General features: G+C 60.7%; 9 protein-coding genes. 7 read left to right on the top strand and 2 right to left on the bottom strand.

All coding sequences use genetic code 11. The features are described from left to right. Positions 1–335: 335 nt before the first annotated feature. Both ACYZT8_RS00320 and ACYZT8_RS00315 read left to right on the top strand, forming a co-directional pair. Positions 336–14483, top strand: a complete 14148-nt coding sequence (locus ACYZT8_RS00320) for a retention module-containing protein (protein ID WP_461978302.1) — start codon at positions 336–338, stop codon at positions 14481–14483. A gap of 146 nt (positions 14484–14629) precedes the next feature. Continuing rightward, positions 14630–14968, top strand: coding sequence for a tryptophan synthase subunit beta (locus tag ACYZT8_RS00315; RefSeq protein WP_131063426.1), 339 nt, complete (start codon positions 14630–14632; stop codon positions 14966–14968). Positions 14969–15120: 152 nt separating this feature from the next. On the opposite strand, the gene lapD is transcribed toward ACYZT8_RS00315, so the two are convergent. After that, positions 15121–17067: a cyclic di-GMP receptor LapD gene (lapD, locus tag ACYZT8_RS00310; RefSeq protein WP_461978299.1), complete on the bottom strand. Its 1947-nt coding sequence runs from the start codon at positions 17065–17067 to the stop codon at positions 15121–15123. A 14-nt stretch (positions 17068–17081) separates the two neighbouring features. After that, complete coding sequence (gene lapG, locus ACYZT8_RS00305; protein WP_461978297.1) at positions 17082–17774, bottom strand: cysteine protease LapG; 693 nt, start codon at positions 17772–17774, stop codon at positions 17082–17084. A 220-nt stretch (positions 17775–17994) separates the two neighbouring features. On the opposite strand from lapG, the gene ACYZT8_RS00300 reads away from it, so the two are divergent. The 5 genes from ACYZT8_RS00300 to ACYZT8_RS00280 all read left to right on the top strand — a co-directional run bounded on the left by ACYZT8_RS00300 (position 17995) and on the right by ACYZT8_RS00280 (position 25033). Further along, entirely contained in the window at positions 17995–18702 is a 708-nt protein-coding gene (locus ACYZT8_RS00300; RefSeq protein ID WP_461978295.1) for a GntR family transcriptional regulator, read from the top strand. A 714-nt stretch (positions 18703–19416) separates the two neighbouring features. Continuing rightward, on the top strand, positions 19417–20193 hold the full coding sequence (locus ACYZT8_RS00295; RefSeq protein WP_109627168.1) for a DUF3050 domain-containing protein: 777 nt from the start codon (positions 19417–19419) through the stop codon (positions 20191–20193). After that, positions 20190–21119: a diiron oxygenase gene (locus ACYZT8_RS00290; RefSeq protein ID WP_461978293.1), complete on the top strand. Its 930-nt coding sequence runs from the start codon at positions 20190–20192 to the stop codon at positions 21117–21119. The genes ACYZT8_RS00295 and ACYZT8_RS00290 overlap by 4 nt, the downstream gene beginning before the upstream one ends. 13 nt (positions 21120–21132) lie before the next feature. After that, positions 21133–24543 carry an amino acid adenylation domain-containing protein gene (locus ACYZT8_RS00285; RefSeq protein ID WP_461978291.1) on the top strand — a complete coding sequence of 1137 codons (3411 nt, stop codon included), beginning with the start codon at positions 21133–21135 and terminating at the stop codon, positions 24541–24543. Positions 24544–24565: 22 nt separating this feature from the next. Beyond that, positions 24566–25033: an SRPBCC family protein gene (locus tag ACYZT8_RS00280; protein WP_461978289.1), complete on the top strand. Its 468-nt coding sequence runs from the start codon at positions 24566–24568 to the stop codon at positions 25031–25033. The last annotated feature ends 111 nt before the right edge of the window (positions 25034–25144 follow it).

The raw sequence follows: 25144 nt of genomic DNA, 5'->3' as shown, positions 1-25144 counted from the left end.
TGTCTTGAATCACTGCAGAACGTGCCGCTGCATCGGATGATGACCATCGGAATGACCGTGTGTCGGAAAGTTGGAATTTGGAACTGAGTCACACTCTTGGGGCAGGTAGTTACCTAAATATCAATGTGACATTACGGGGGCGAGTGTTTAGGATGACAACACTAAGGTCAATAGTTTGGCATATAGTTTATAGCGAAAAAATATAGCCAATTTGTTGACGATTAACCGCGTCAAAGTTGTGCCTCTTATATTGTGAAAGTACGTCCAGACTGATTCGGCGAACACGCCATCAGGTTTATGGAAGTCAACTGAACGTGACACCCGGAGAGTCTTCAATGAGCAGTGTTGTTGCCATCGTCAAAAGCATTGTCGGTCAGGTTTTCGCGGTGTCCCCAGAGGGCATTCGCCGCGTGCTCGTTGAAGGCGACCGGTTGTTTGTCGGCGATCAGGTAGACACGGGTGCCGCTGGCGCCGTTACGCTCGAACTGGCTGACGGCCGCACTCTGGACCTGGGCCGCGACACTCAATGGAGTGCAAGCGATCCGGACTCCAGCACTGACTTGTCAGAAGCCACTGCACAAGCCGCGCCATCGGTTGAAGAACTGCAGCAAGCCATCGCTGCGGGTGTCGACCCGACCACTGAACTCGAAGCCACCGCTGCCGGCCCGACAGCTGCGGGCACCGGCGGTGCAGCAGGTGGCGGTCACAGCTTCGTGATGCTGGATGCCACCGCTGGCCGGGTCGACCCGACCATTGGTTTCCCGACGGCGGGCCTCGGCACTGCGGCACTGACCGCCCAGAACACCCTCGGCGGTCAGACGGCAAACGCCAACGCCAACGCCAACGTACAGCGCGATTCGACCCTGAGCCTGAGCGCCACGCCGACCATCACCGAAGCGGGCGGCGTACTGGTTTACACCGCGACCCTGACCCAGGCACCGCTGACCGACCTGACCATCACGCTGTCCAATGGATCGGTGATCGTGATCCCGGCTGGCCAGTTGACCGGCACCGTCAATGTCCCGCTCGCGCCAAACGACACTGTTTATAACGACTCGACCCAGATCAACGTGACCGTCACCGGCACCACGGGCGGCAACGGCATCACCGTCACCCCGCCGACGACCCCGGCCGTGACCCAGGTTACCGACACTGTCGACACCACCACGGTCACCTTGACCGCCGGCGCCAACGTCACCGAAGGCGGCCAGATCACCTACACCGCGACATTGACCAACCCGGCGCAGACACCGGTCACCATCACCCTGTCCAACGGTTCGACCATCACCATCGAAGCCGGCAAAACCACCGGCACTGTTGACGTGTCGACACCGGCCAACGACGTCTATAACAACGGCAGTACGGTCACCACGACAATTACCGGTGCCACCGGCGGCAACTTCGAGAACCTGGTGCCAAACCCGGCCCCGGCCGTAACCACCATTACCGACTCGCCGGACACCACCTCCGTCACACTGACGGCGGGTTCGACGGTCACCGAAGGCGGCCAGATCACGTACACCGCCACCCTGACCAACCCGGCTCAAACGCCAGTCACTGTCACCCTGTCCAACGGCTCGACCATCACCATCGACGCTGGCAAAACAACCGGCTCCGTGAACGTCGACACCCCGGCCAACGACGTCTATCAGAACGGCAGCACCGTCAGCACCACGATCACTGGCGCCACCGGCGGCAACTTCGAGAACCTGGTGCCGAGCACCACGCCAGCCGTCACGACCATTACCGACTCGGTCGACAACACCGGCCTGAGCCTCACCGCCACCGGCACTGTTGTCGAAGGCGGCCAGATCACTTACACCGCGACACTGACCAACACGGCCGGCACGCCGATGACCGTGACCTTGAGCAATGGCTCGGTCATCACCATCGAAGCGGGCAAGACCACCGGCAGCGTGATCGTCGATACAGCGGCCAATGACGTCTACAACAACGGCAGCACCGTCAGCACCACCATTACCGGGACCACCGGCGGCAATTTCGAGCAGTTGACCCCGAGCACCACGCCAGCGGTCACCACCATTGCCGACTCGGTCGACAACACCGGCCTGAGCCTCACCGCCACCGGCACCGTCGTCGAAGGCGGCCAGATCACCTACACCGCCACGTTGACGAACCCGGCCGGCACACCGATGACTGTGACTTTGAGCAATGGCTCGGTCATTACCATCGAAGCGGGCAAGACCACCGGCAGCGTGACCGTCGATACCGCCGCCAATGACGTCTACAACAATGGCAGCACCGTCAGCACCACTATCACCGGGACCACCGGCGGTAACTTCGAGCAGCTGACTCCGAGCACCGAGCCAGCGCTGACCACCATTACCGACTCCAGGGACGACACCGGCTTGAGCCTGTCGGCATCCACCGAAGTGGCCGAGGGCGGTCAGATTCTGTACACCGCCACCCTGACCAATCCGGCTGGCACGCCTGTGACCGTTACCTTGTCGAACGGCGCGGTGATCACCATCGCGGCCGGCGCCACCAGCGGTTCCGTCAGCGTTGCCGCGCCTGCCGATGACGTCTACAAAGATGCCGGCAAGGTCGAAGTGACTATCAAGGACGCCAGCGGCGGCAACTTCGAAAACCTGGTGCCGAGCACTGCTCCGGCAGTGACTGACATTACCGACACCCTCGATACCTCGACCGTCAGCCTGACCGCGACTTCTTCCGTGGCTGAAGGTGGCACCGTGGTTTACACCGCGTCCGTCAACGCGCCAGTGACCGGTTCGCCGGTTGTGGTGACCTTGTCCAACGGCCAGACGATCAGCATTCCGGTTGGCGCCAGTTCTGCCAGCGTGAATTTCGTTGCACCGAACGACGTCTTGGCTGGCGGCAGTTCGCTGAGCGTCAAAATTGATGATGCGACGGGCGGCAATTACGAGAAGCTGGACGTCGATGGCAAGTCGGCGGACACCTCGGTAACTGATACGTCGGACGCTACGACTCTGAGCCTCAGCGCAACAGACTCGGTGGCTGAAGGCGGTTCCATCGTCTACACCGCCAACCTGACCAATGCGGCCGGCACGCCAGTCACCGTGACCCTGAGCAACGGCGCGGTGATCACCATCGCCGCTGGCGCCACAAGCGGTTCCGTGACCGTCAAGGCACCTGCCGATGACGTTTACAAAGACGCTGGCAAAGTTGAAGTCACTGTCAAAGATGCAGCCGGCGGTAACTTTGAAAACCTGATCACCAATCCGGCTGCAGCCGTGACTGACGTGACCGACACCGTCGACACGTCGACCGTCAGCCTGACCGCGACTTCGTCCGTGGCTGAAGGCGGCACCGTGGTGTACACCGCGTCCGTCACCGCGCCAGTGACCGGTTCGCCGGTGGTTGTGAGCTTGTCCAACGGCCAGAGCATCACCATTCCAGTCGGTTCGAGCAGCGCCAGCGTGAACTACGTTGCGCCGAACGATGCCCTCGCTGGCGGTGGTTCGCTGAGCGTCAAAATCGACGATGCGAAGGGCGGCAACTACGAGAAGCTGGATGTCGATGGCAAGTCGGCGGACACCTCGGTTACCGATACGGCTGACACTACGACTCTTAGCTTGAGCGCGACTGATTCTGTGGCTGAGGGCGGTTCGATCGTTTACACCGCCAACCTGACCAATGCTGCCGGCACGCCCGTCACCGTGACCCTGAGCAACGGTGCAGTCATCACCATCGCCGCTGGCGCCACCAGCGGTTCCGTGACCGTCAAGGCACCCGCCGATGACGTCTACAAAGACGCCGGCAAGGTCGAAGCAACCATCAAGGATGCGAGCGGCGGTAACTTCGAAAACCTGGTCAAAGATCCGGCTGCGGCCGTGACTGATGTGACCGACACCGTCGATACTTCGACGGTCAGCCTTACAGCTACGTCGGCTGTCGCTGAAGGCGGCACCGTGGTTTACACCGCGTCCGTTACTGCACCGGTCACTGGTTCGCCAGTGGTAGTTACCCTTTCGAATGGCCAGACCATCACCATTCCGGTTGGCGCCAGCAGCGCCAGCGTAAACTTCGTTGCACCGAACGACGCCCTGGCTGGCGGCGCGTCGTTGAGCGTCAAAATCGACGATGCGAAGGGCGGCAACTACGAGAAGCTGGATGTCGATGGCAAGTCGGCGGACACCTCGGTAACTGATACGGCTGACACTACGACTCTGAGCCTCAGCGCAACAGACTCGGTGGCTGAAGGCGGTTCCATCGTCTACACCGCCAACCTGACCAATGCGGCCGGCACGCCAGTCACCGTGACCCTGAGCAACGGCGCGGTGATCACCATCGCCGCTGGCGCCACCAGCGGTTCCGTGACCGTCAAGGCACCCGCCGATGACGTCTACAAAGACGCCGGCAAAGTCGAAGCGACCATCCAGGACGCCACTGGCGGCAACTTCGAAAGTCTGGTCAAAGACCCGGCTGCGGCCGTGACTGACGTCACCGACACCGTCGATACCTCAACGGTCAGCCTGACAGCCACGTCCTCTGTCGCTGAAGGCGGCACCGTGGTTTACACCGCGTCCGTCAACGCGCCAGTGACCGGTTCGCCGGTTGTGGTGACCTTGTCCAACGGCCAGACGATCAGCATTCCGGTTGGCGCCAGTTCTGCCAGCGTGAATTTCGTTGCACCGAACGACGTCTTGGCTGGCGGCAGTTCGCTGAGCGTCAAAATCGACGATGCGAAGGGCGGCAACTACGAGAAGCTGGATGTCGATGGCAAGTCGGCGGACACCTCGGTAACTGATACGGCTGACACTACGACTCTGAGCCTCAGCGCAACAGACTCGGTGGCTGAAGGCGGTTCCATCGTTTACACCGCCAACCTGACCAACGCGTCCGGCACGCCAGTAACCGTCACGCTGAGCAACGGCGCAGTCATCACCATCGCGGCCGGCGCCACCAGCGGTTCCGTGACCGTCAAGGCACCTGCCGATGACGTCTACAAAGACGCCGGCAAAGTCGAAGCGACCATCAAGGACGCGACTGGCGGCAACTTCGAAAACCTGGTCAAAGACCCGGCAGCCGCCGTGACCAGCGTCACCGACACCCTCGACACGTCGACCGTCACGCTGACGGCCACCAGCACCGTGGCTGAAGGCGGCACCGTGGTTTACACCGCCTCGGTCGGCGCACCTGTCACCGGTTCGCCTGTGATCGTGACCCTGGCCAACGGTCAGACCATCACCATTGCGGTCGGCGCCAGCAGCAGCACCGTCAACGCCGTGGTCTCCAACGATGTACTGAGCGGCCACACAGCGGTGAGTAACTCGATCACCAACGTCAGCGGCGGCAACTACGAAAACCTGGTTGCCGACAAAACCCCGGTCAGCACCAGTGTGACCGACACCATCGACACCACCACTCTTTCGCTGACCGCCACTGGCAACGTCAATGAGGGGGGCTCGATCGTTTACACCGCGACCTTGACCAATCCGGCCGGCACGCCGGTCACTGTGACCCTGAGCAACGGTGCGGTGATCACCATCGCGGCCGGCAAAACCACCGGCACCGTGACCGTCGACGCACCGAAAGACGACGTCTACAACGACGCAGGCAAGCTGGAAGTCACCATCAAAGACGCCGCCGGCGGCAACTTTGAAAACCTGGTCACCAGCCCGAACCCGGCTGTGACCAACGTCGCCGACACCACTAACACCACACAGCTGACCCTCAGCGCTGACAAGTCTGTACTCGAAGGTTCGCACATCACCTACACCGCGACCCTGACCAACGCCGCGCAAACCCCGGTGACCGTCAAGCTGAGCAACGGCGAGACCATCACCATCGCGGCCGGCAAGACCAGCGGTTCGGTCACCATCGCGGCGCCAAGCGACGACGTCTATAAGGATGCCGGCAAGCTCACCGTCAAGATGACTGACGCCAGCGGCGGCAACTTCGAAAAACTCGATATCAGCAAGTCGTCCGTGAGCACAACCGTCAAAGACACGGTGGACACGACGTCCCTGTCCCTGTCGGCCAGCCATACCGTGAGCGAAGGTGGCCAGATCACCTACACCGCCACCCTGAGCAACCCGACGGACACGGCAATGACCGTGAAGTTGAGCAACGGCGCAGTAATCAACATCGCCGCCGGCGCCTCCACCGGTTCGGTCAACTTCGCCGCCCCGGCCAACACGCCGTACATCGACGGCGGCAAAGTCCAGGCGACGATCGCCAGCCAGAGCGGCGGCAACTTCGAAAAAGTCGTCACGGACCATTCGCCGGCGGTCACCACCGTCACCGATTCGGCTGACACTACCGGATTGAGCCTGAGCGCTACCGGTTCGGTCGCCGAGGGTGGTTCGATCGTCTACACCGCGACCCTGACCAACGCCGCTGGCACCGCAATGACCGTGACGTTGAGCAACGGTGCGGTGATCAACATTGCCAAGGGCGCCACCACCGGTTCGGTGAACTTCGCCGCTCCGAAGGATGACGTCTATAAAGACGCGGGCAAAGTCGACGCCAGCATCACCAAGACGACCGGCGGCAACTTCGAAAACCTGGTAACCGACAAGACGCCAGCGGTCACCGACGTGACCGACACCATCAACAACAGCACCGTATCCCTGACTGCCACGGCCAGCACGGTCGAAGGCGGCACTGTTGTTTACACCGCTTCGGTCAATGCGCCAGTGACCGGCTCGCCGGTGGTGGTGGCTTTGTCCAATGGCCAGTTCATCACCATCCCGGTCGGCGCAAGTTCAGCTAGCGTGAACTTCGTTGCACCGAACGATGCCCTGGCCGGCGGCAGTTCGCTGAGCGTGAAAATCGACGGCACCACCGGCGGCAACTACGAAAACCTGGTGGCGAACCAAACCCCGGCGGTCACTTCGGTAACCGACGTCAAAGACACCACCACCCTGAGCCTGAGCGCTACCGACTCGGTCGCTGAAGGCGGTTCGATTGTCTACACCGCGACCCTGACCAACGCCGCCGGCACGCCGGTCACGGTGAACCTGTCGAACGGTGCCGTGATTACCATCGCGGCCGGCGCGACTGTCGGTTCCGTAACGGTCAAGGCGCCTGCCGATGACGTCTACAAAGACGCTGGCAAGGTCGAAGCGACTATCAAGGACGCGACTGGCGGCAACTTCGAAAACCTGGTGCCGAGCGCTGTTCCGGCAGTGACTGACGTGACCGACACCGTCGATACCTCGACGGTCAGCCTGACCGCGACTTCCTCTGTCGCTGAAGGCGGCACCGTGGTTTACACCGCGTCCGTCACCGCGCCAGTGACCGGTTCGCCGGTTGTTGTGACCTTGTCCAACGGCCAGACCATCACCATTCCGGTCGGATCGAGCAGCGCCAGCGTGAACTTCGTTGCGCCTAACGATGCCTTGGCTGGCGGCAGCTCACTGAGCGTCAAAATCGATGATGCGAAGGGTGGTAATTACGAGAAGCTGGACGTCGACGGCAAGTCGGCTGACACCTCGATTACTGATACCGCAGACACCACCACCGTTAGCCTGAGCGCTACCGACTCGGTCGCGGAAGGCGGCTCGATCGTCTACACCGCGACCCTGACCAACGCCGCCGGCACGCCGGTGACCGTTAACCTGTCGAACGGTGCCGTGATCACCATCGCCGCTGGAGCGACTGTCGGCTCCGTAACCGTCAAGGCACCAGCCGATGACGTCTACAAAGACGCCGGCAAAGTCGAAGCGACCATCAAGGACGCCAGCGGCGGCAACTTCGAAAACCTGGTGACCAGCCCGGCGCCAGCCATCACTGAAGTGACTGACACGATCAATACGTCGACGGTCAGTCTGACGGCAACGCCTACCACGGCCGAAGGCGGCAACGTGGTGTACACCGCGTCCGTCACCGCGCCGGTCACTGGCAAGGACGTGGTTGTCACGTTGGCCAATGGTGAAAAAATTACCATCGCGGTCGGTGAAAGCAATGCTTCGATCACCGTTAAAGCACCGAACGACGCATTGGTAGGCCACGAACCGCTGACCAATGCCATCAAGGATGTCGCCGGCGGCAACTACGAGAATCTGGTCGCCGACAAGACCCCGACCTCGACCTCCATCAGCGACACCCTGGACACCACCAAAGTGACCATGACCGCCAGCGACTACGTGGTCGAAGGCGGCACCATCACTTACACCGTCAAACTCAGCAATGCCGCCGGCACTGACATGACGGTCAAACTGAGCAACGGCGAGAGCGTCGTGATCAAGGCCGGCGAGAAGTCGGGTTTCATCACCGTCCCGGCGCCGGCCGATGACGTCTACAAGGACGGCAGCAAGATCACCGTCGGCATCACCAGCACCGACGGCGGCAACTTCGAAAAACTCGACGTCAGCAAGACCACGCACACCACGACCGTCAATGACACCATCGACACCACCACGCTGAAACTCAGTGCCGATGTGAGCACCGTCGGCGAAGGTGGCCAGATCACCTACACCGCCACGCTGAGCCATCCGGCCGACACGGCGATGACCGTGACGCTGAACAACGGTCTGGTAATCAACATCAAGGCCGGCGAGTCCAGCGGTTCGGCGCCGTACACCGTGCCGAATGACGTCTACACCGGCGCCTCGCCCGTCAGGGCAGCGATCGCAGACAGCTCTGGCGGCAACTTCGAAAAACTGGACACCGACCGCTCGGCCGTCGTCACCAAAGTGACCGACAGCGCGGACACCACGACGCTGAGCTTGAGCGCGACGGATTCGGTGGCTGAGGGCGGTTCCATCGTCTACACCGCCAACCTGACCAACGCTGCCGGCACGCCGGTAACCGTAACCCTGAGCAACGGTGCGGTGATCACTATCGCCGCTGGTGCGACTAGCGGTTCCGTGACCGTCAAGGCACCCGCCGATGACGTCTACAAAGATGCCGGCAAAGTCGAAGCGACCATCAAGGACGCCAGCGGCGGCAATTTCGAAACCTTGGTGAAAGACCCGGCGGCGGCGGTTACCGATGTGACCGACACCATTAACACTTCGACGGTCAGCCTGACGGCCAACGGCACCGTGGCCGAAGGCGGCACCGTGGTTTACACCGCGTCCGTCACCGCGCCAGTGACCGGTTCGCCGGTGATTGTGAGCCTGTCCAACGGCCAGACGATCACCATTCCGGTCGGTTCGAGCTCCGGCAGCGTGAATTTCGTTGCACCGAACGACGCCCTGGCTGGCGGCGCTTCGTTGAGCGTCAAAATCGACGATGCGAAGGGTGGTAACTACGAGAAGCTCGACGTCGATGGCAAGTCGGCAGACACCTCGGTTACCGATACGGCTGACACTACGACTCTTAGCTTGAGCGCGACTGACTCGGTGGCTGAAGGCGGCTCGATCGTTTACACCGCAACCCTGACCAACGCGGCCGGCACACCTGTGACCGTGACGCTGAGCAATGGCGCGGTGATCAACATCGCTGCTGGCGCAACTGTCGGCTCCGTGACCGTCAAGGCACCAGCCGATGACGTCTACAAAGACGCCGGCAAAGTCGAAGCGACCATTAAGGACGCGACTGGCGGCAACTTCGAGAACCTGGTCAAAGACCCGGCGGCTGCGGTTACCGATGTGACCGACACCATCGACACTTCGACGGTCAAACTCACCGCTACCGGCGCTGCGGCTGAAGGCGGCACCGTCACCTACACCGCCACTGTCGGTGCGCCGGTCACCGGCTCGCCAGTGACCGTGTCGTTGGCCAACGGCCAGACCATCACCATCGAAATCGGCAAAACCACCGGCTTCGTGACCACGCTTGCGCCAAACGATGCCTTGACCGGCCACACGCCACTGACCAACGCCATCACCAACGTCAGCGGCGGCAACTACGAAAACCTGGTTGCCGACAAAACCCCGGTCAGCACCACCGTGACCGACACCGCTGACACGACCACCCTGTCGCTCAGCGCGACCAACTCGGTGGCTGAAGGCGGTTCGATCGTTTACACCGCAACCCTGACCAACGCGGCCGGCACACCTGTGACCGTCAATCTGAGCAATGGCGCGGTGATCACCATCGACGCCGGCAAAACCACCGGTACCGTGACCGTTGATGCGCCGAAAGACGACGTCTACATCGACGCCGGCAGGGTCCAGGCGAGCATCACCACCGCGACCGGCGGCAACTTCGAGAACCTGGTCCCGAACAAAACCGCGGTTGTTACCAGTGTCACCGACACCATCGACACCTCAACCGTGACCCTGAAAGCCACCGCCTCGGCCGCTGAAGGCGGCACCGTCACTTACACCGCCACAGTTGGCGCGGCAGTGACTGGCAGCCCGGTCACCGTGTCCTTGGCCAACGGCCAAACGATTACCATCGACATCGGTAAAACCACCGGCTTCGTGACCACCCTCGCGCCAAACGACGCTCTGAGCGGCCACACCCCACTGACCAACTCGATCACCGACGTCAACGGCGGCAACTACGAAAATCTGGTTGCCGACAAAACCCCGGTCAGCACCACCGTGACCGACACCACCGACACGACCACTCTCTCGCTGAGTGCGAGCAACTCGGTGGCCGAAGGCGGCCAGATCATCTACACCGCCACCCTGACCAACGCCGCCGGCACACCGGTGACCGTGACGCTGAGCAACGGCGCGGTGATCACCATCGACGCCGGCAAAACCACTGGCACCGTGAGCTTTGACGCGCCGAAAGACGACGTTTACAAAGACGCGGGCACGGTACAGGCGACCATCAGCAACGCCACCGGTGGCAATTTCGAGAACCTGGTCAAAAGCCCGGCGGCAGCCGTCACCAACGTCACCGACACCCTCGACAGAACCGAAGTCAGCATCACCGGCAGCACCTCGGTGACCGAAGGCCAGACCGCCAGTTACACCGTCAGCCTGACAAGCCCGGCGCAGACCGAAGTCACCCTGAAGATCACCTACAGCGGCACCGCCGCCGACGGTTCGGACTTCACCGGCGTGTACACCGTGAAAATTCCGGCGGGCGCCAGCACGGCGAATTTCAACGTTGCGACCCTGGACGACAGGATCACCGAAGGCACTGAAAACTTCGTGGTCAAGATCGACTCGGCCACCGGCGGCAACTTCGAGAACCTGGCGATCAGCGCGTCCAACGGCAGCATCAGCACCGCGATCGTCGACAACGATGCACCGCCAGTGCTCGACCTGGACGCCAACAATTCCAGCGGCGCCACGGGTGCCAACTACAACGTGACCTTCACCGAAGGCACCACGGGCCAAGGCGTATCGATCGGCGACACCGACCTGAAAATCACCGACCCGGACAGCACAATGCTGACCGGCGCGACCATTGTGCTGACCAACCGTCAGGACGGCGATGCGCTGAACCTGGGCACCAGCGTCAACGGCATCACCATTAATGCCAACAGCACGAATGGCACGGTCACGCTGACTCTGTCGGGCAACGCGACGCTCGCCGACTACATGCAGCAGATCAAGAACATCAGCTTCACCAACAGCAGTGAAAACCCGAGCAGCGTGCCGCGGATCATCACCGTGACCGTGACCGATGGCAGCAACTACTCCAACACCGCGACCACCACCGTCAACGTTGTGGCGGTGAACGATGCACCGACCGCCGCGCCGGTTAACGTCACCGGCACCGAGGACACTCCACTGATCCTCGGCTGGTCGACCTTTGGCGTCAGCGATGTCGACAGCCCTGCCGCCAGCCTCGGTGTGAAAATCACCGGCCTGCCGGGCGAAGGCAAATTGCAGTACCTGAACGGCTCGACCTGGACCGACGTGACGACCAACCAGACCCTGTCCAAGGCTGACATCGACGCGGGTAAAGTGCGCTTCCTGCCGGATGCCAACGAATCCGGCGCCAATGGCTACGGCGGCAGCGGCGTGGGCAACAATCTGGCGGACTACGCACAGATCAAGTTCCAGCCAACCGACGGTTCGCTGCTGGGCAACACCGGCACGATCAAAATCGACATTACACCGGTTGCCGATGCGCCGTCCCTGAGCGTTGCGGACAACAGCGTCAAATCCACCGGGCTGATCAAAGAAGTCTGGACCGGCCTGTCGGGCCTCGGCACCGATGGCAGCGGCGCCTCTTCGGGCACGCTGAAAAGCGTCATCGACGGCGCGGGCAAACCGAACACCAGTGGCACGGTGACCAATGTGCAGTCCGACGGCAGCGTCGCGGCCGGCACGGCGTCGAAAACCTCCGGCCTGATCTACCTCGAAGCGGGCAAGACTTACACCTTCAGCGGTACGGGCGATGACAGCCTGCTCGTGACCATCGGCGGCAAAAACGTCGCGGCGATCACGTGGGGTGCGGGCGGCAAACTGAGCGGTTCGTTTATCCCGACCACCAGCGGTTACTACACGCTGGACATCTACCACCACAACCAGAGCGGCCCGGGCAGCTATGACGTCAACCTGTCGGTCAACGGCGGTGCAGCGGTCGACCTGAGCAGCGCTGGCGTGCCGTTGTATACCGGCGTGGCAGATCTGGCCGCTTCCGGCGTGACGGTTTCCGATTTGCACGGCACCAATGGCGAAGGCTATTACGACGGCTACAAGCTCAACGAAGCGGCCGAAGGCACCAGCGTTCACCTGTCTGCGATCAAGACTGCGCTCACGGATACCGACGGCTCTGAAAGCCTGATCGTGAAGATCAGCGGCATCCCGGCAGGCTCGGTGCTTACCGATGGCGCCGGCCACACCTTCACCGCCAGCACCACGTCGGGTGAAGCCAACGTCACCGGCTGGAACCTCGGTTCCCTGACCGTGACCCCGCCGCCGTACTACAACGGCCAGTTCAACCTGACCGTGACCTCGACCTCCACCGAGGTCCTCGGCGGCTCGGCGACAAGCACCGCGACGATCCCGGTCACCGTTTACCCGACGGTCTACAACGCCGTCACCGCTACCGCGGCCGACGACACCATCACCGGCACCGACGGCAACGACATCATGGTCGCCGACATTGGCGGGCTGACCGTGGTGCCGGGCACCAACTACAACATCGCGTTCATGGTCGACAGCTCGGGCAGCATGAGCGCGTCGTCGGTCAGCGCCGCCAAGGACTCGCTGACCTCGGTGTTCAACACGCTCAAGCAGAGCATGGGTGGCAACTCCGGCACCGTGAACATCTTCCTCGCGGACTTCGACAACCAGGTCAACAAGTCTGTCTCGGTGAACCTGAACGATCCGAATGCGCTGATCCTGCTCAAAGCGGTGCTTGATTCCATGGTTTCCGGCGGCGGCACCAACTATGAGGACGTGTTCAAAACCACGGCGAACTGGTTCCAGAGTGCCGACGCCATAGCGAACACCGGGGCGAAGAACCTCACGTACTTCATCACCGACGGCAAGCCGACCTACTACCAGAGCGGTGAGCAGACCAACCCGACCCTGTTCGGCAACGTGAAGCTCGATGACGTCATCACCACCACCAATTACAAGTTGGGGCAGACCTATTCCGGCTATCTGGACAGCACTCACTACTTGACCATCGATAACTCCGGCACCGTCACGCTGCAGACGTACAAGAACTCGAAGGGCGGTTACTGGAGCAGTGACGAACTGGGCACTATTCGCGCCGAGGGTAACGGCACGTACGAGCTGTCTTATCGCGACGGTAACGGCAGCAGCACCGGCTCCAGCGCCATCGACAACTCCACCGACAGCTTCGCGCTGCTGGGCAAGGTGTCGACGGTAGAAGCCATCGGCCTGAACAAAGACGTCACCCTCAACGACCTCAAGCCGTACGACACGGACAAGACGCCGCAAACCAACATCGATCCGAAAGACCTGGCCAACTCGATCATCGGCCACACCGAAGCGACAATGCCAGGTTCCGACACGGTCAATGGTGGCGACGGCAACGACATCCTGTTCGGTGACCTGGTGAGCTTCAACGGCATTGCCGGCGAGGGTTATCAGGCGATCCAGGCGTTCGTCGCCAAAGAGACCGGCGTGGACGTCAGCAAAGTCTCGACCAGCAACGTGCACCAGTACATCACCGAGCACTACAGCGCATTTGATGTGTCCGGTGCCCATGACGGCAACGACACGCTGCTGGGCGGTGCGGGCAATGACATTCTCTTCGGCTCGGGGGGCAATGACCTGCTCGACGGCGGCAAGGGCAATGACATCCTGCTCGGCGGCTCGGGTAACGACTCGCTGATGGGCGGTCAGGGCAACGACATCCTGATTGGCGGCTCGGGCGCCGACACCTTCGTCTGGAAGGCTGGCGATACCGGCAGCGACGTGATCAAGGACTTCAAGGCCAGCGAAGGTGACCGCATCGACCTGCGCGATCTGCTGCAAGGCGAAACCGGCAGCACGATCGACAACTTCCTGAAGATCAGCACCGTGGATGGCGTGTCATCGTTGCAAGTCAGCTCCGGCGGCAAGTTCAACTCGGGCGATGCGGCCGCCGCCACGCCGGATGTGACGATCAAACTGGAAGGCAACAACTGGTCCAGCGCCAACATCCACACGTTGATTGCCGGCAGCGACCCGACCATCAAAGTCGATCACAACAACAGCTGATCCAACGAAAAACGGCCGCCCTTATGGGGCGGCCGTCACGTTTGCGCTTGCCCCCGGTGACGATTTCGTCGCCGCACCGCATACTCGCGTCCAGTTGGCCTATGCTGCTGACAGCATGACGCTGGTTCATTTCTGAGGGATGCTCAATGTTCTACGTGCAACGCGATGCGCAAGGTCAGTTAGTGCGCGTGGAAGCCGCGGCCTACGCCGAGGCCACGGAAACGCTGCCGGCTGATAATCACGAGATTCAGGCCTGGTACGCCAACGAAGTGATGGAAACCAGCCTCAAACAGCTCAAGCAGAGCGACCTGGAAATGATCCGGGTACTTGACGACTTGATTCAGGTGCTGACCAGCAAAGGCGTGATCCGCGTCACCGACTTGCCGGCCGCTGCTCAGGCCAAACTGATGGACCGGAACCAGGCCCGTGAGGCGTTGGGTGGGTTGAGTCATTTGATTGATGATGACGAGACGGGGTTGATCTAACTCCACACACCGATCGTTCCCACGCTCTGCGTGGGAATGCCTCCAGGGACGCTCCGCGTTCCGGCTTCGCCGCCTGCATTGCGCCTGGCAACGATATGACGCAGAGCGTCACGGGCTGCATTCCCACGCAGAGCGTGTGAACGATCAGTGGGTTAGCGCCAAGGCTTCGGCTCACCAAACAACTGCCCCTGAACCCCATACAACCCCATCTCCCGAATCACCACCAACTCCCCTTCGGTCTCCACTCGCTCGGCAATCAACGGCAAATCAATGCTATGCGCCGCCCGCTGGATCGCCTCGATAAACAAGCGCTTGTCGCTTTCCTGATCAATCGCCCGGATGTAACTACCGTCGATCTTCAGATATGCCAAACCGAGCCGCGCCAGGTTGCCGATCATGCTGAAGCGCCCGCCAAACCGTTGCAGGCTCAAGGAGAACCCAAGCTCACGCAGACGCCGCGTCAGTTCTTCCAGCATCGCTTGCTCGGGCAGTTGCTCCTCGCCGATTTCCAGGGTCAGCCGTGGTCCGAGGTCGGAGTGAACACGCAAAATCTCGAAGACTTTATTCAGCGCCTGCGGATCGGCCAACGTCGCCGACGACAGGTTCAGCGCCAGCGACTCTTGATGCTCGGCCATCTGCTCAAGCACCAGCTCCAACATCAGCCGATCCAGGCGCGCAGTCCAGCCAAATCGCTCGAGCCACGGCAGGAAGCGTCCGGCGGGAATGGTCTGGCCGTCTTCGTCAATCAACCGCGACAGCACCTTGTAGTGCAGGACCAGTTGCGTGTCCTGGCTGGCCACTACCGGTTGGAAATACAACTGGAAACGCTGCTGATTCAATGCCTGATCCAGCAAGTTATTCCAGGCGTGATGGTCATCGCCGACGCTGGCCGAGGCGCTGTGATCGAGGCACGCCCAGCTCTGTTCGCCCTGCCCTTCAGCCTGAGCCAACGCCTGATCGCCCAGCCCGAGCACCGCTTGCGGTGAGTCGCCATGAATGAACGGCGCGAGACCAATCGACGCCACAGAGGCCACGTCAGTGGCGCCGGTCGCATGCAGGCTCGCCAAGGCACTGTCGAGGTTCTGCGCCAGCTGCAGCGCTTCTTCGCGCACCAGCCCCGGCGCCAGCACGGCGAACTCACCGCCACGGATCCGCGTGACGAGGTTCTGGGTTTCCGGGTACTTGGCGCACTCGCGGGACAACTGCTCACCGACCGCTTTCAGCAATTGGTCGGTGCGTTGGCCGCCCAGACGCTGGTTCAAACCGGCCAGGTCTTTGACTCGCAACAGCAGCAAATAACCCGAACTGGCTTGCTCCGGATTGCTCACCCGGGCGTTCAACTGCATCTCGAAATAGCGACGGTTTGCCAAACCCGTCAGGTTGTCCTGATAGGACTCCACCCGCAATTTTTCACTGCGTTCGGCCTGTTCCTGAAACAGCGCCTTGAGCTTCTCGACCATCTGATTCATGGCCTGCACCACACGGCGCAGTTCCGGCGTGCGCGGCAGTTCCGGCAGGCTGAGGAATTCGCGGCGAGCAATGGCGTGGGATTGCTTGACCATGTAGTCCAGCGGTTTCAGTTGTCGACGCAGCAACAGTGCGCCCAACACCGCGCTCACGGCGCCGCAGATCAGCAACCAGCCGAGGCTGCCCAACGCGCTCTGCCACAGTTTGGCCAACGCGAACATCGGATGGCTGACCACTTCGACCCGCGCAGCCTGTTCCCAGCCGCGGCTGACCAGCGCATCGCCACCGGCCGGCTCCAGGCCAATCATTTTGACGAACCAGTCCGGCACGTTGTTCACCGCCGGAATACCGCTGCGCTCGACGATGGTCTGATCAGTCTTGAGATCGACCACGCGGATGCTCGCGTAGTAACCGCTGTCGAAGATCGAACTGACCAGCAGCTCGACCATCGCCGGGTCGTCGATGTTCGGCGTCAGGGACAGCGCCAATGCCGTCGCGGCGTCCTGGGCGTGGGAGCGCAACTGGTTGACGTACTGTGTACGCGAGCTTTCCAGGCTGACCATGAAGCTGCCGGTGAAGGCGACCACCAGGAACAGACAGATAGCGATCAACAGCTGTTTGAACAAAGACATCTGAGCGCGTGCTCCTAGTTAGTCGTCTCGACCGGGAAACCTTCGGCCTGCATTTTCTTCAACACGTCCTGCCAACGGGACAGGCGTTTGGTATCACCGACTTTCTTGTTGCCCTTGGCGCCCGGCAACCACAACCCTTCGGCATTGAAAGAGTAGACCGGCAACAGATCGGTTCGTTGGCTGGCCGGTTTAATCGCATCGATCAGGCTGTCGAGCACCAGCGGCATGGCCTCGGGGCTCGAGTAGTACGTCAGCACCATGTGCGCCCTGTTCTGGCGCAAAGCCTTGACGTAGGTGATGCGCAGCTTGTCACTGGAAACGCCGAGATGGCGCAGGCTGAAGTACTTGGCGATTGCGTAGTCTTCGCAGTCGCCGGCGCCCTTCCACAGGGCTTCGATGGGTGTTTCCCAATAATCAACCTCGTGCCACAGGTCGATGTCCTCGACGTACCGCATCTGTTTGTTGAAGAACTGATTGACCACCTTGAGCTGTTCCAGCTCGTTGACCTGTTTTTGCGTGGCCAGCAAATGCTGCCAGGCATCGATGCGCGCCTGGCCTTCACCCAACGGTCCGTACAGGGCCTGCGCCTTGCGGCTGATCAGCGAAAAATCCCAATCGGCATGCAGCCCGCCCAGCATGGCGCCGGCCAGCAGCACCGCGCAGCACAGCCAGCGCAAAGTCCGAGGGATCGCGAAACGTACCGCCAATGCGAGGCATCCAGGTCAGGCAGGTGGAATTCGGTTGATGGTGCAGGTTAGCCCGTTAAAAGACAATGGCACGGTGCAATCACCGCCGACGCGCTAGACTTTGTATGGTGAATGACATGAAAAGTCGCGGGCGGCGATCTTTTGTCCATTTGACAAGCTGCATGGCAGTCACTAGTGTCCATTTGGATCCAAATATTTCAGCCAAACAGGGTGCGTAGTCGTGACACAGAAGCCCAACCCCCTCAGCAGTATCAAGGTCAACGGGCCGATTCCCGCTCACTTGGCGCGTTCGGTGATTGAAGAAACCCTGCGTTCGGCCATTCTCGACGGGCGCATTCCCTGCGGCACCGCGTTGCGCCAGCAAGATTTGGCCGACCTGTTCGGCGTCAGCCGCATGCCGGTGCGCGAAGCCCTGCGACAACTTGAAGCCCAGGCGCTGCTCAATGTTATCGCCCACAAAGGCGCAGTGGTTGCACCGCTGGTTCAGGGCGATGCCGTCGAAACCTATGCGTTACGAATCCTGTTGGAATCCGAGGCGCTGCGCCTGTCGATTCCCTTGTTGGAGAAGGAAGACTTCGAACAGGCCGCCAAGCATATCGACGACATGGAAACGGAACACGATTACAGCGAGATCGGCCGCCTCAATCGCCTCTTCCACATGGCGCTTTATTGCAAGGCACCTAACGGCCGGCTGTTGCGGCTGGTCGAAGAAGGGCTGAACGAAGAAGAGCGCTTCCTGCGCTTCAACCTGGAAGCCATGGGCTTGGGCAAACTGTCCCAGGAAGACCACCGAGCGCTGTTGCTGGCCGTCGAAGACCGCGACATCGAACGCTCGGTGAAGCTGCTCGAAAATCACCTCAATCGTGGTGTAGAGGTGATCACGCGTTACCTCAACAGCCCGGAAGCGCTGAACAAAACATCCAGGTAAATCCCGACGCCAAACCTGGGCGCGCAGTTTGAACTGCGCGTCGGGTTTGCCGTGAATAATCTCCTTACACATCCCCTGTGCTCACACCGAGCTATCCAGCGACCGAACTTCCCTTCCCCAACGCCTTGCCATCGACAGACCTCCCTCAGTTCCATCAATACACCAGCAAAGATGACGTCCGGGCGATAGCGGCGGCCGTGATTTACGCTCACTCTTGGGCTGCCAACGAATAATGAACGGGCGACGCACCGCATTGGCGGCGCAGTCCTCGCACCAAGAACCTACGGAAGGAGTCTTGTCACGGGAAAGGAAGCACCGGCGTCACTCCCAGCCAACTTCCACCCCTTGAAGCATTCAACGGAACAACTTTGAAAGTTGCTTTGAGTGAGGCATTCACTCTTTATTTGAATTTTGACGATACTTCGTCGAAAGGAGCAACTACGCCCAAATAAAACTGATACTTATAGTTTTATCGGAACGTGTCGCGCGCGAGAAAATACAACTTGCAAATAATATAAAAATAACTTGCCCGACACTTTATTCGTGTATTAGTTTTTCTCCGCCACCAGTAAACACGGCACCGAAGCGACTTTATCGCACTTGATGACATCAATTTAATTGAGGCATCCGCTCGCCAATAAAAAACGTTAAACGACCGTCACTTATTGATCACAACACCCTTAACGGCACTTCAGATCACTTATAGGCTCGCTCATGAAAACGAATAAAGACCGCCTCAACCAAAAAAAAGCAGAACTTAGTGCGCACCCGATTTTCTCTGAAATACATTCGCTGTCGGTACTTCAACGTTTCATGGAAACCCATGTCTTTGCGGTGTGGGATTTCATGTCGCTGACCAAGCGCCTGCAACAGGAACTGACCTGCGTTCAACTGCCCTGGCTGCCGCCGCGAGATCCGCAGGCTGCGCGCCTTATCAATGAGATTGTGCTGGGTGAAGAGTCCGATGATCGTCCGGCTCAAGGTCATTACAGCCATTTTGAGTTGTACCTGGATGCGATGCGCGAAGTCGGTGCCAGTACGGTTGCCGTTGAACGCTTCGTGGCGTTGCAACAAGAAGGTGTGAGTTACGACGTGGCACTGCAAAGCGTTGATGTCGATCCGGCGGCCGCGCAGTTCGTGCGGCACACCTTGCACACGGCGCTGCATGCGCCGGGACACAGTGTTGCCGCTGCGTTTTTGCATGGTCGTGAGAGTGTAATTCCGCAGATGTTCCAGCGGATTCTCGACGATTGGGGCATCGGCATCGAGCAAGCGCCGACCTTTCGGTATTACCTGGAACGGCACATCGAAGTCGACTCCGAGGACCACGGTCCGGCGGCAGAAAAACTCCTGGCACGCCTGGTCAATGGCGATTCGCAACGCGAAGAAGACGTCTACGCCAGCGCCATCGCCGCAGTGGAAAGCCGTATTGCCTTGTGGGATGGCTTGCGCCTGAGCATGAGCGAACCGGTTGCCGAGGTGAATGCATGAACGCCGCCGACTACCAATCCTTCGCCGACGCCTGGGAGAGCCGCGCCACCATCCGCACGCGGCCACGGCGAGTGCTGGAGAACGATGACAAGCTGATCTATCCGTTGAGTCGCCAGCCATTGGTGCTGAGTGAAACCTTCCTGCGTGAATGCCCGGAACAACGGGACTTCGCGCTGGTGCAGACGCTCTACAAATTCATCAACGACGTGGTGATTTTCGAAACCGAGATCGTCGACAAGACCGCCCGCAGCATCGCCAAGAATCGCTTCGCCGTGGCGTTTCCGTTTGCCTGTCGGTATGACGCCATGACTGTGGTGGTGGACGAGGATTACCACGCGCTGGTGGCAATGGACTTCATGCAGCAGACCGTTGCCATGACCGGCATCACGCCGATCCAGCTGCCGGATGAAATCGAGCTGAGCCGGGCGATTCCGGCAGCCGTGACCCTTGCGCCGGAACACTTGCGCAGCGCCGTGGAACTGATTTGCGTGGCCATCGCCGAGAACACCGTGACCGGCGATGTGGCGGCGTTTGCCAAGGACGACACGGTCAAGCAATCGATCAAGGGCCTGATGGCCGACCACTTGCTCGATGAGGGCCGCCACTCAGGGTTCTGGTCGCGGATGGTGCGCATCTACTGGCACACCGCGAGCGAAGACGACCGCCAGCAGATTGCACAGATTCTGCCGGTGTTCATCGGCCATTACCTGACCAACGACATCCAGAAGTCCTTCGACTTCCGCTTGATCGAATCCTTGCAGATCAGCGACGCGGCACGCCAGGCACTCAAGAACGAAATCTCGGGGATGGCCTTCCCGATCAATCGTCATCACCCGCTGGTCGCCAACATCGTGCGGTTTTTCCGCAGCAGTTCGCTGCTGGATTCGCCGTGCGTGCAAGACGCCCTCAGCGACTACCTGATTTAACGAGGAGAACATCATGAGACGTCTCGACATTCTGCTCATTGGGCAAAGCCAGGCCTTGACCGACCTGGCGCTGGAACTGGAACAACAGGGTCATTCGCTGGTGCGGTTCGAGGCGTTCGACGAGCTGCCGTCATTCGATCTGCTGATCGACGACGCTAGCCAAGCGTTTTCAGTCCTGAGTGATGCGCCGCAACTGACATTGCAACTGGACGTCGGCGAGTCAGGCGTCTCCGGGCTGCCGCCGATAGACCTGCTGTGCATGCACAGATCAAGACTGTTCACTCGCGTGCCGATTGCCGATGAAACTTCGGGAAACGGCCAGGCATTGCGCCTGCGAGCTGTGGCGGAACTGGTGGATCACGTCGCGCTGCTGGTCAGCCGCTTCTCCCGGGATGAAGGGTATTTTCTGCACGCCGAGCCGGCAGCGGCGGCTCACTTCGAGCGGCTGGAAAACCTGCAATTTCTAGAGGGTCTGGCGTTCGTCCATCAACTCAACAACACAGCTCAACCGTGGCTGCAGCAACTCGCCCGGATCCCGATGATCGAGCGTCTGGAACAGCGCTTCGTCGAGTCCGCCGAACGCCCTGCGCTTAACATCGACGGTACCTCGGTCAGTTATCGGCAATTGCACGCCCACAGCCGCGCGATCCAGCAGCGCCTGTTGCCATTGCTCGCTCGGCATCAAGGGCCGCTGGTGGTCGGGATTTGCCTGCCGAAATGCAGTGCGCTGTATGCGGCGATTCTGGCGATTCTGGGCAGCGGCGCGGTGTATTTGCCGCTGGAGCCGAGCCACCCGCTGCAACGTCAGCAGTACATCCTTTCGAATGCCGGAGCGGTGTTGCTGCTGCATGACGGCCAGCATCCCCTCGCCGACGAAATGCCGGGGCTGGACATCAGCCGTGTCGACTGCGCTGACGTCGACCTCGGCCAACCCTTGATGCGCCAGCGACCCGACCTCAATGCGCCTTGCATGGCGCTCTACACCTCGGGCACCACCGGGCATCCCAAAGGCGTGTTGCTCAGCCAGGCCAACCTCGCGCACTTCACCGCGTGGTACGCCGACTATGTGCAGCTGACCGAGCACAGTCGGGCCTTGCAGTTTTCGTCGTTGAGTTTCGACTCGTCGCTGATCGATATTTTCCCGACCCTGCTTCAGGGTGCCGAGCTGATCGTGCCCAGCGACGACCAGCGCCGCGATCCCTTGCAACTGGTCGAGCTGATCCGCCATCAACGCCTCAGCCACGCGTTTTTACCGCCGGCACTGTTGAGCATTCTGCCGCTGGATCAGTTGCAGGTTCTGGATCATGTGATGACTGGCGGCGACGTCTGCGAGCCCTATGTCATCGAGCAGCTCACCCGTCAGGGCAACCTCTACAACCTCTATGGCCCGACCGAAGCGACGGTGCTGATCACCGCGCGCCAGCTGCGCGCCGGCGACAGCAACCGCACACTCGGGGCGCCGATCGCCAACAGCCAGGTGCTGATTCTCGACGAAGCGTTTCAACCGGTGGCCGAGCAGACCGTCGGTGAGTTGTACATCGTCGGGCCAGGGGTGTGTCTGGGTTATCTGAACAACCCGCAGCAGACCGCCGAGCGTTACCTTGACTTGAATCTGCCGGACGGCCAGAGCCTGCGCGCCTACCGGACGGGAGACATGGCGAAATGGACCCGCGACGGCATCGAGCTGTGCGGACGGCGGGACAATCAGGTGAAGATTCGCGGCTTTCGGGTCGAGCCGGAAGAGATCGAACGCTGCCTGCGCGACAGCCAGTTGTACCGTCAGGTGGCGGTGGTCATCGACAGTCAGCGACGGATTCTGGCCTTTCTCTCACAACCTCAGGAGGCACAACCGGGCGTCGCTCGCGAAGCCTTGAAGGCTCACTCGACGCAGTTTTTACCAGACTACATGCAACCCATCGCCTGGACCGAGCTGCCGAGCATGCCGTTCGCCAGCAACGGCAAGGTCGACCGCAAAGCCCTGCTAGCGATGCCGGTGAATGTTGCCGAAAACACCTTGCGGCGCTTGCCCGCCAGTGCCGATGAAGCGCTGTTGCTGGAGATCTGGGCCGAGCTGCTGGAGTTGCCGGCCAGCGATATTTCGACCGACGAAAGTTTCTTCAATCTGGGCGGCCATTCGATTCTGTTGTCACGGATGCTCTTGCGATTGCGTGAGGAATTCGGCCGCAGTATCTCGATCAACCGCTTCATTGAATTGCCGACCATTGCGAAGTTGGCGACGCTGGTGCGCGGCTCCGGCACCGAGGAAGTCCTGAGCGCACAGGCGCTGGCGGATGCCTTCCGCGAGCTGGATATTCAGCCGCTGCCCATCAGCCGCATGGGCGATGTGCACAAGGTGATCGTCACCGGCGCCAACAGTTTTGTCGGTGTGCACATCGTCGAGGCGTTGCTGGCGTGGGGCGCCAGTCAAGTCGTCTGCCTGGTGCGTGATGGCGGCGGGCAATCGGCGGCAGAGCGCTTCGCTCATGCGCTACGGGAAAACCGTCTGGAGCATCTGGACCTGAGTCGGGTGCAGGTTTATGCGGCGGATATCACGCGACCGGCATTGGGTCTCGATGCAGACGTTTACGAACACCTCGACCGGGAGTTCGGCGCGTTGGTGCACAACGCCGCCAACGTCAATCACGTGCTCGATTACGAGTCGCTGGCGCGGGACAACGTCGAGCCGATTTTCGAATGCCTTCGGCTGTGCGAGGGGCGCAGCAAGAAGATCTTCAATTTCGTCTCCACGCTGTCGGCGTCCAGCACGATTGCCGACGACGGCCGGGTGCTGGAGTTGCCCGCCGCGCAGACCCCACCGATCTACATCAAGAACGGCTACAACCTGTCCAAATGGGTCGGCGAACGGATCCTCGAGCGGGCGCGCGAGCTTGGGGTGCGGGTCAATCTTTATCGCCCCGGCAACATCAGTTTCAACAGCATGACCGGCGTCTGTCAGCCGCATAAAAATCGCTTGATGCTGATGCTCAAGGGCTCGATTCAGCTCGGCCAGGTGCCGGAGTTCGCGCTGAATTTCGACCTGATGCCGGTGGACTTTCTCGCCCGCTTCATCGCCTTTCACGCCAGCCGTTATTCGCCTGAAAAAGCGGTGTTCAACCTGCACAACCCCGAGCCTCTCAGTTGGGACGACTACGTCGCGTCATTCCGTGAGGCGGGCCGGGAGTTTTCCATGGTCAGCGTTGCCGACTGGCAGCAGCAACTGGGCCGGGTCGACAGCGATAACGCGCTGTTCGGCGTGCTCGGTTTCTATCTCAACGGCTTCGAAGAAGACATCGGCGACATCTCGATGATCGGCCACGCCAACGCTCAGGCCGGCGTTCGGCAGATGGGCGCGCACTACCCGGAAAAATCCCCGGCGCTGCTGCGTCGCGGTTGCGACTACCTCAAAGAAATCAATTTCATCTGATTCACTCAACCGGAGCAAAACCATGAAAACCCTGCAACCCGATACCCTGATCAAAAACCCTCAAGGCTGCCACGTTGTGTCTTCAGTGGAGGTGCCGGCTGACGCTGCGAAGGTCTGGGCGGTGGTCGGCAATTTTGCCGGCTTCGATCAATTTATCCCGGCGCTGTCGCACATAGAGATGACTGGCGAAGGCGTTTCGTCGCTGCGCAAGAAATTCTTCAAGGACGGTAACCTGGTGGTCGAGCAACTCAACTCGCGGGACGACCAGGCGCTGAACATGACGTGGACCACGATTTATAACACGCTGGGCGTGGCCAGTTTGTGGGCGGCGATGAGTGTTGAACCGCTGGGTGCGGGCCAGTCGCGGGCGACCTGGACCATCATTGCCGAACCGGCGCAGGGGGGGGATGAGGCGTTGCCGGGGTTCAAGGATTTTGTGCAGGGGTTTGCGGATGATGCGATGAATAATGTGTTGAAGCTGTTTGCTTAAGGCTTTGGTTCCGCGGTGACTGACACACCGCTTTCGCGGGCAAGCCCGCTCCCACAGTATTCCGGTCGTACACAAATCTTGTGTTCGCCGAAAATCCTGTGGGAGCGGGCT

The sequence above is a fragment of the Pseudomonas sp. LB3P93 genome (assembly GCF_054898025.1).
Note: the sequence above shows the minus strand (reverse complement) of the source record. Positions and strands in the feature narration are given on the sequence as shown.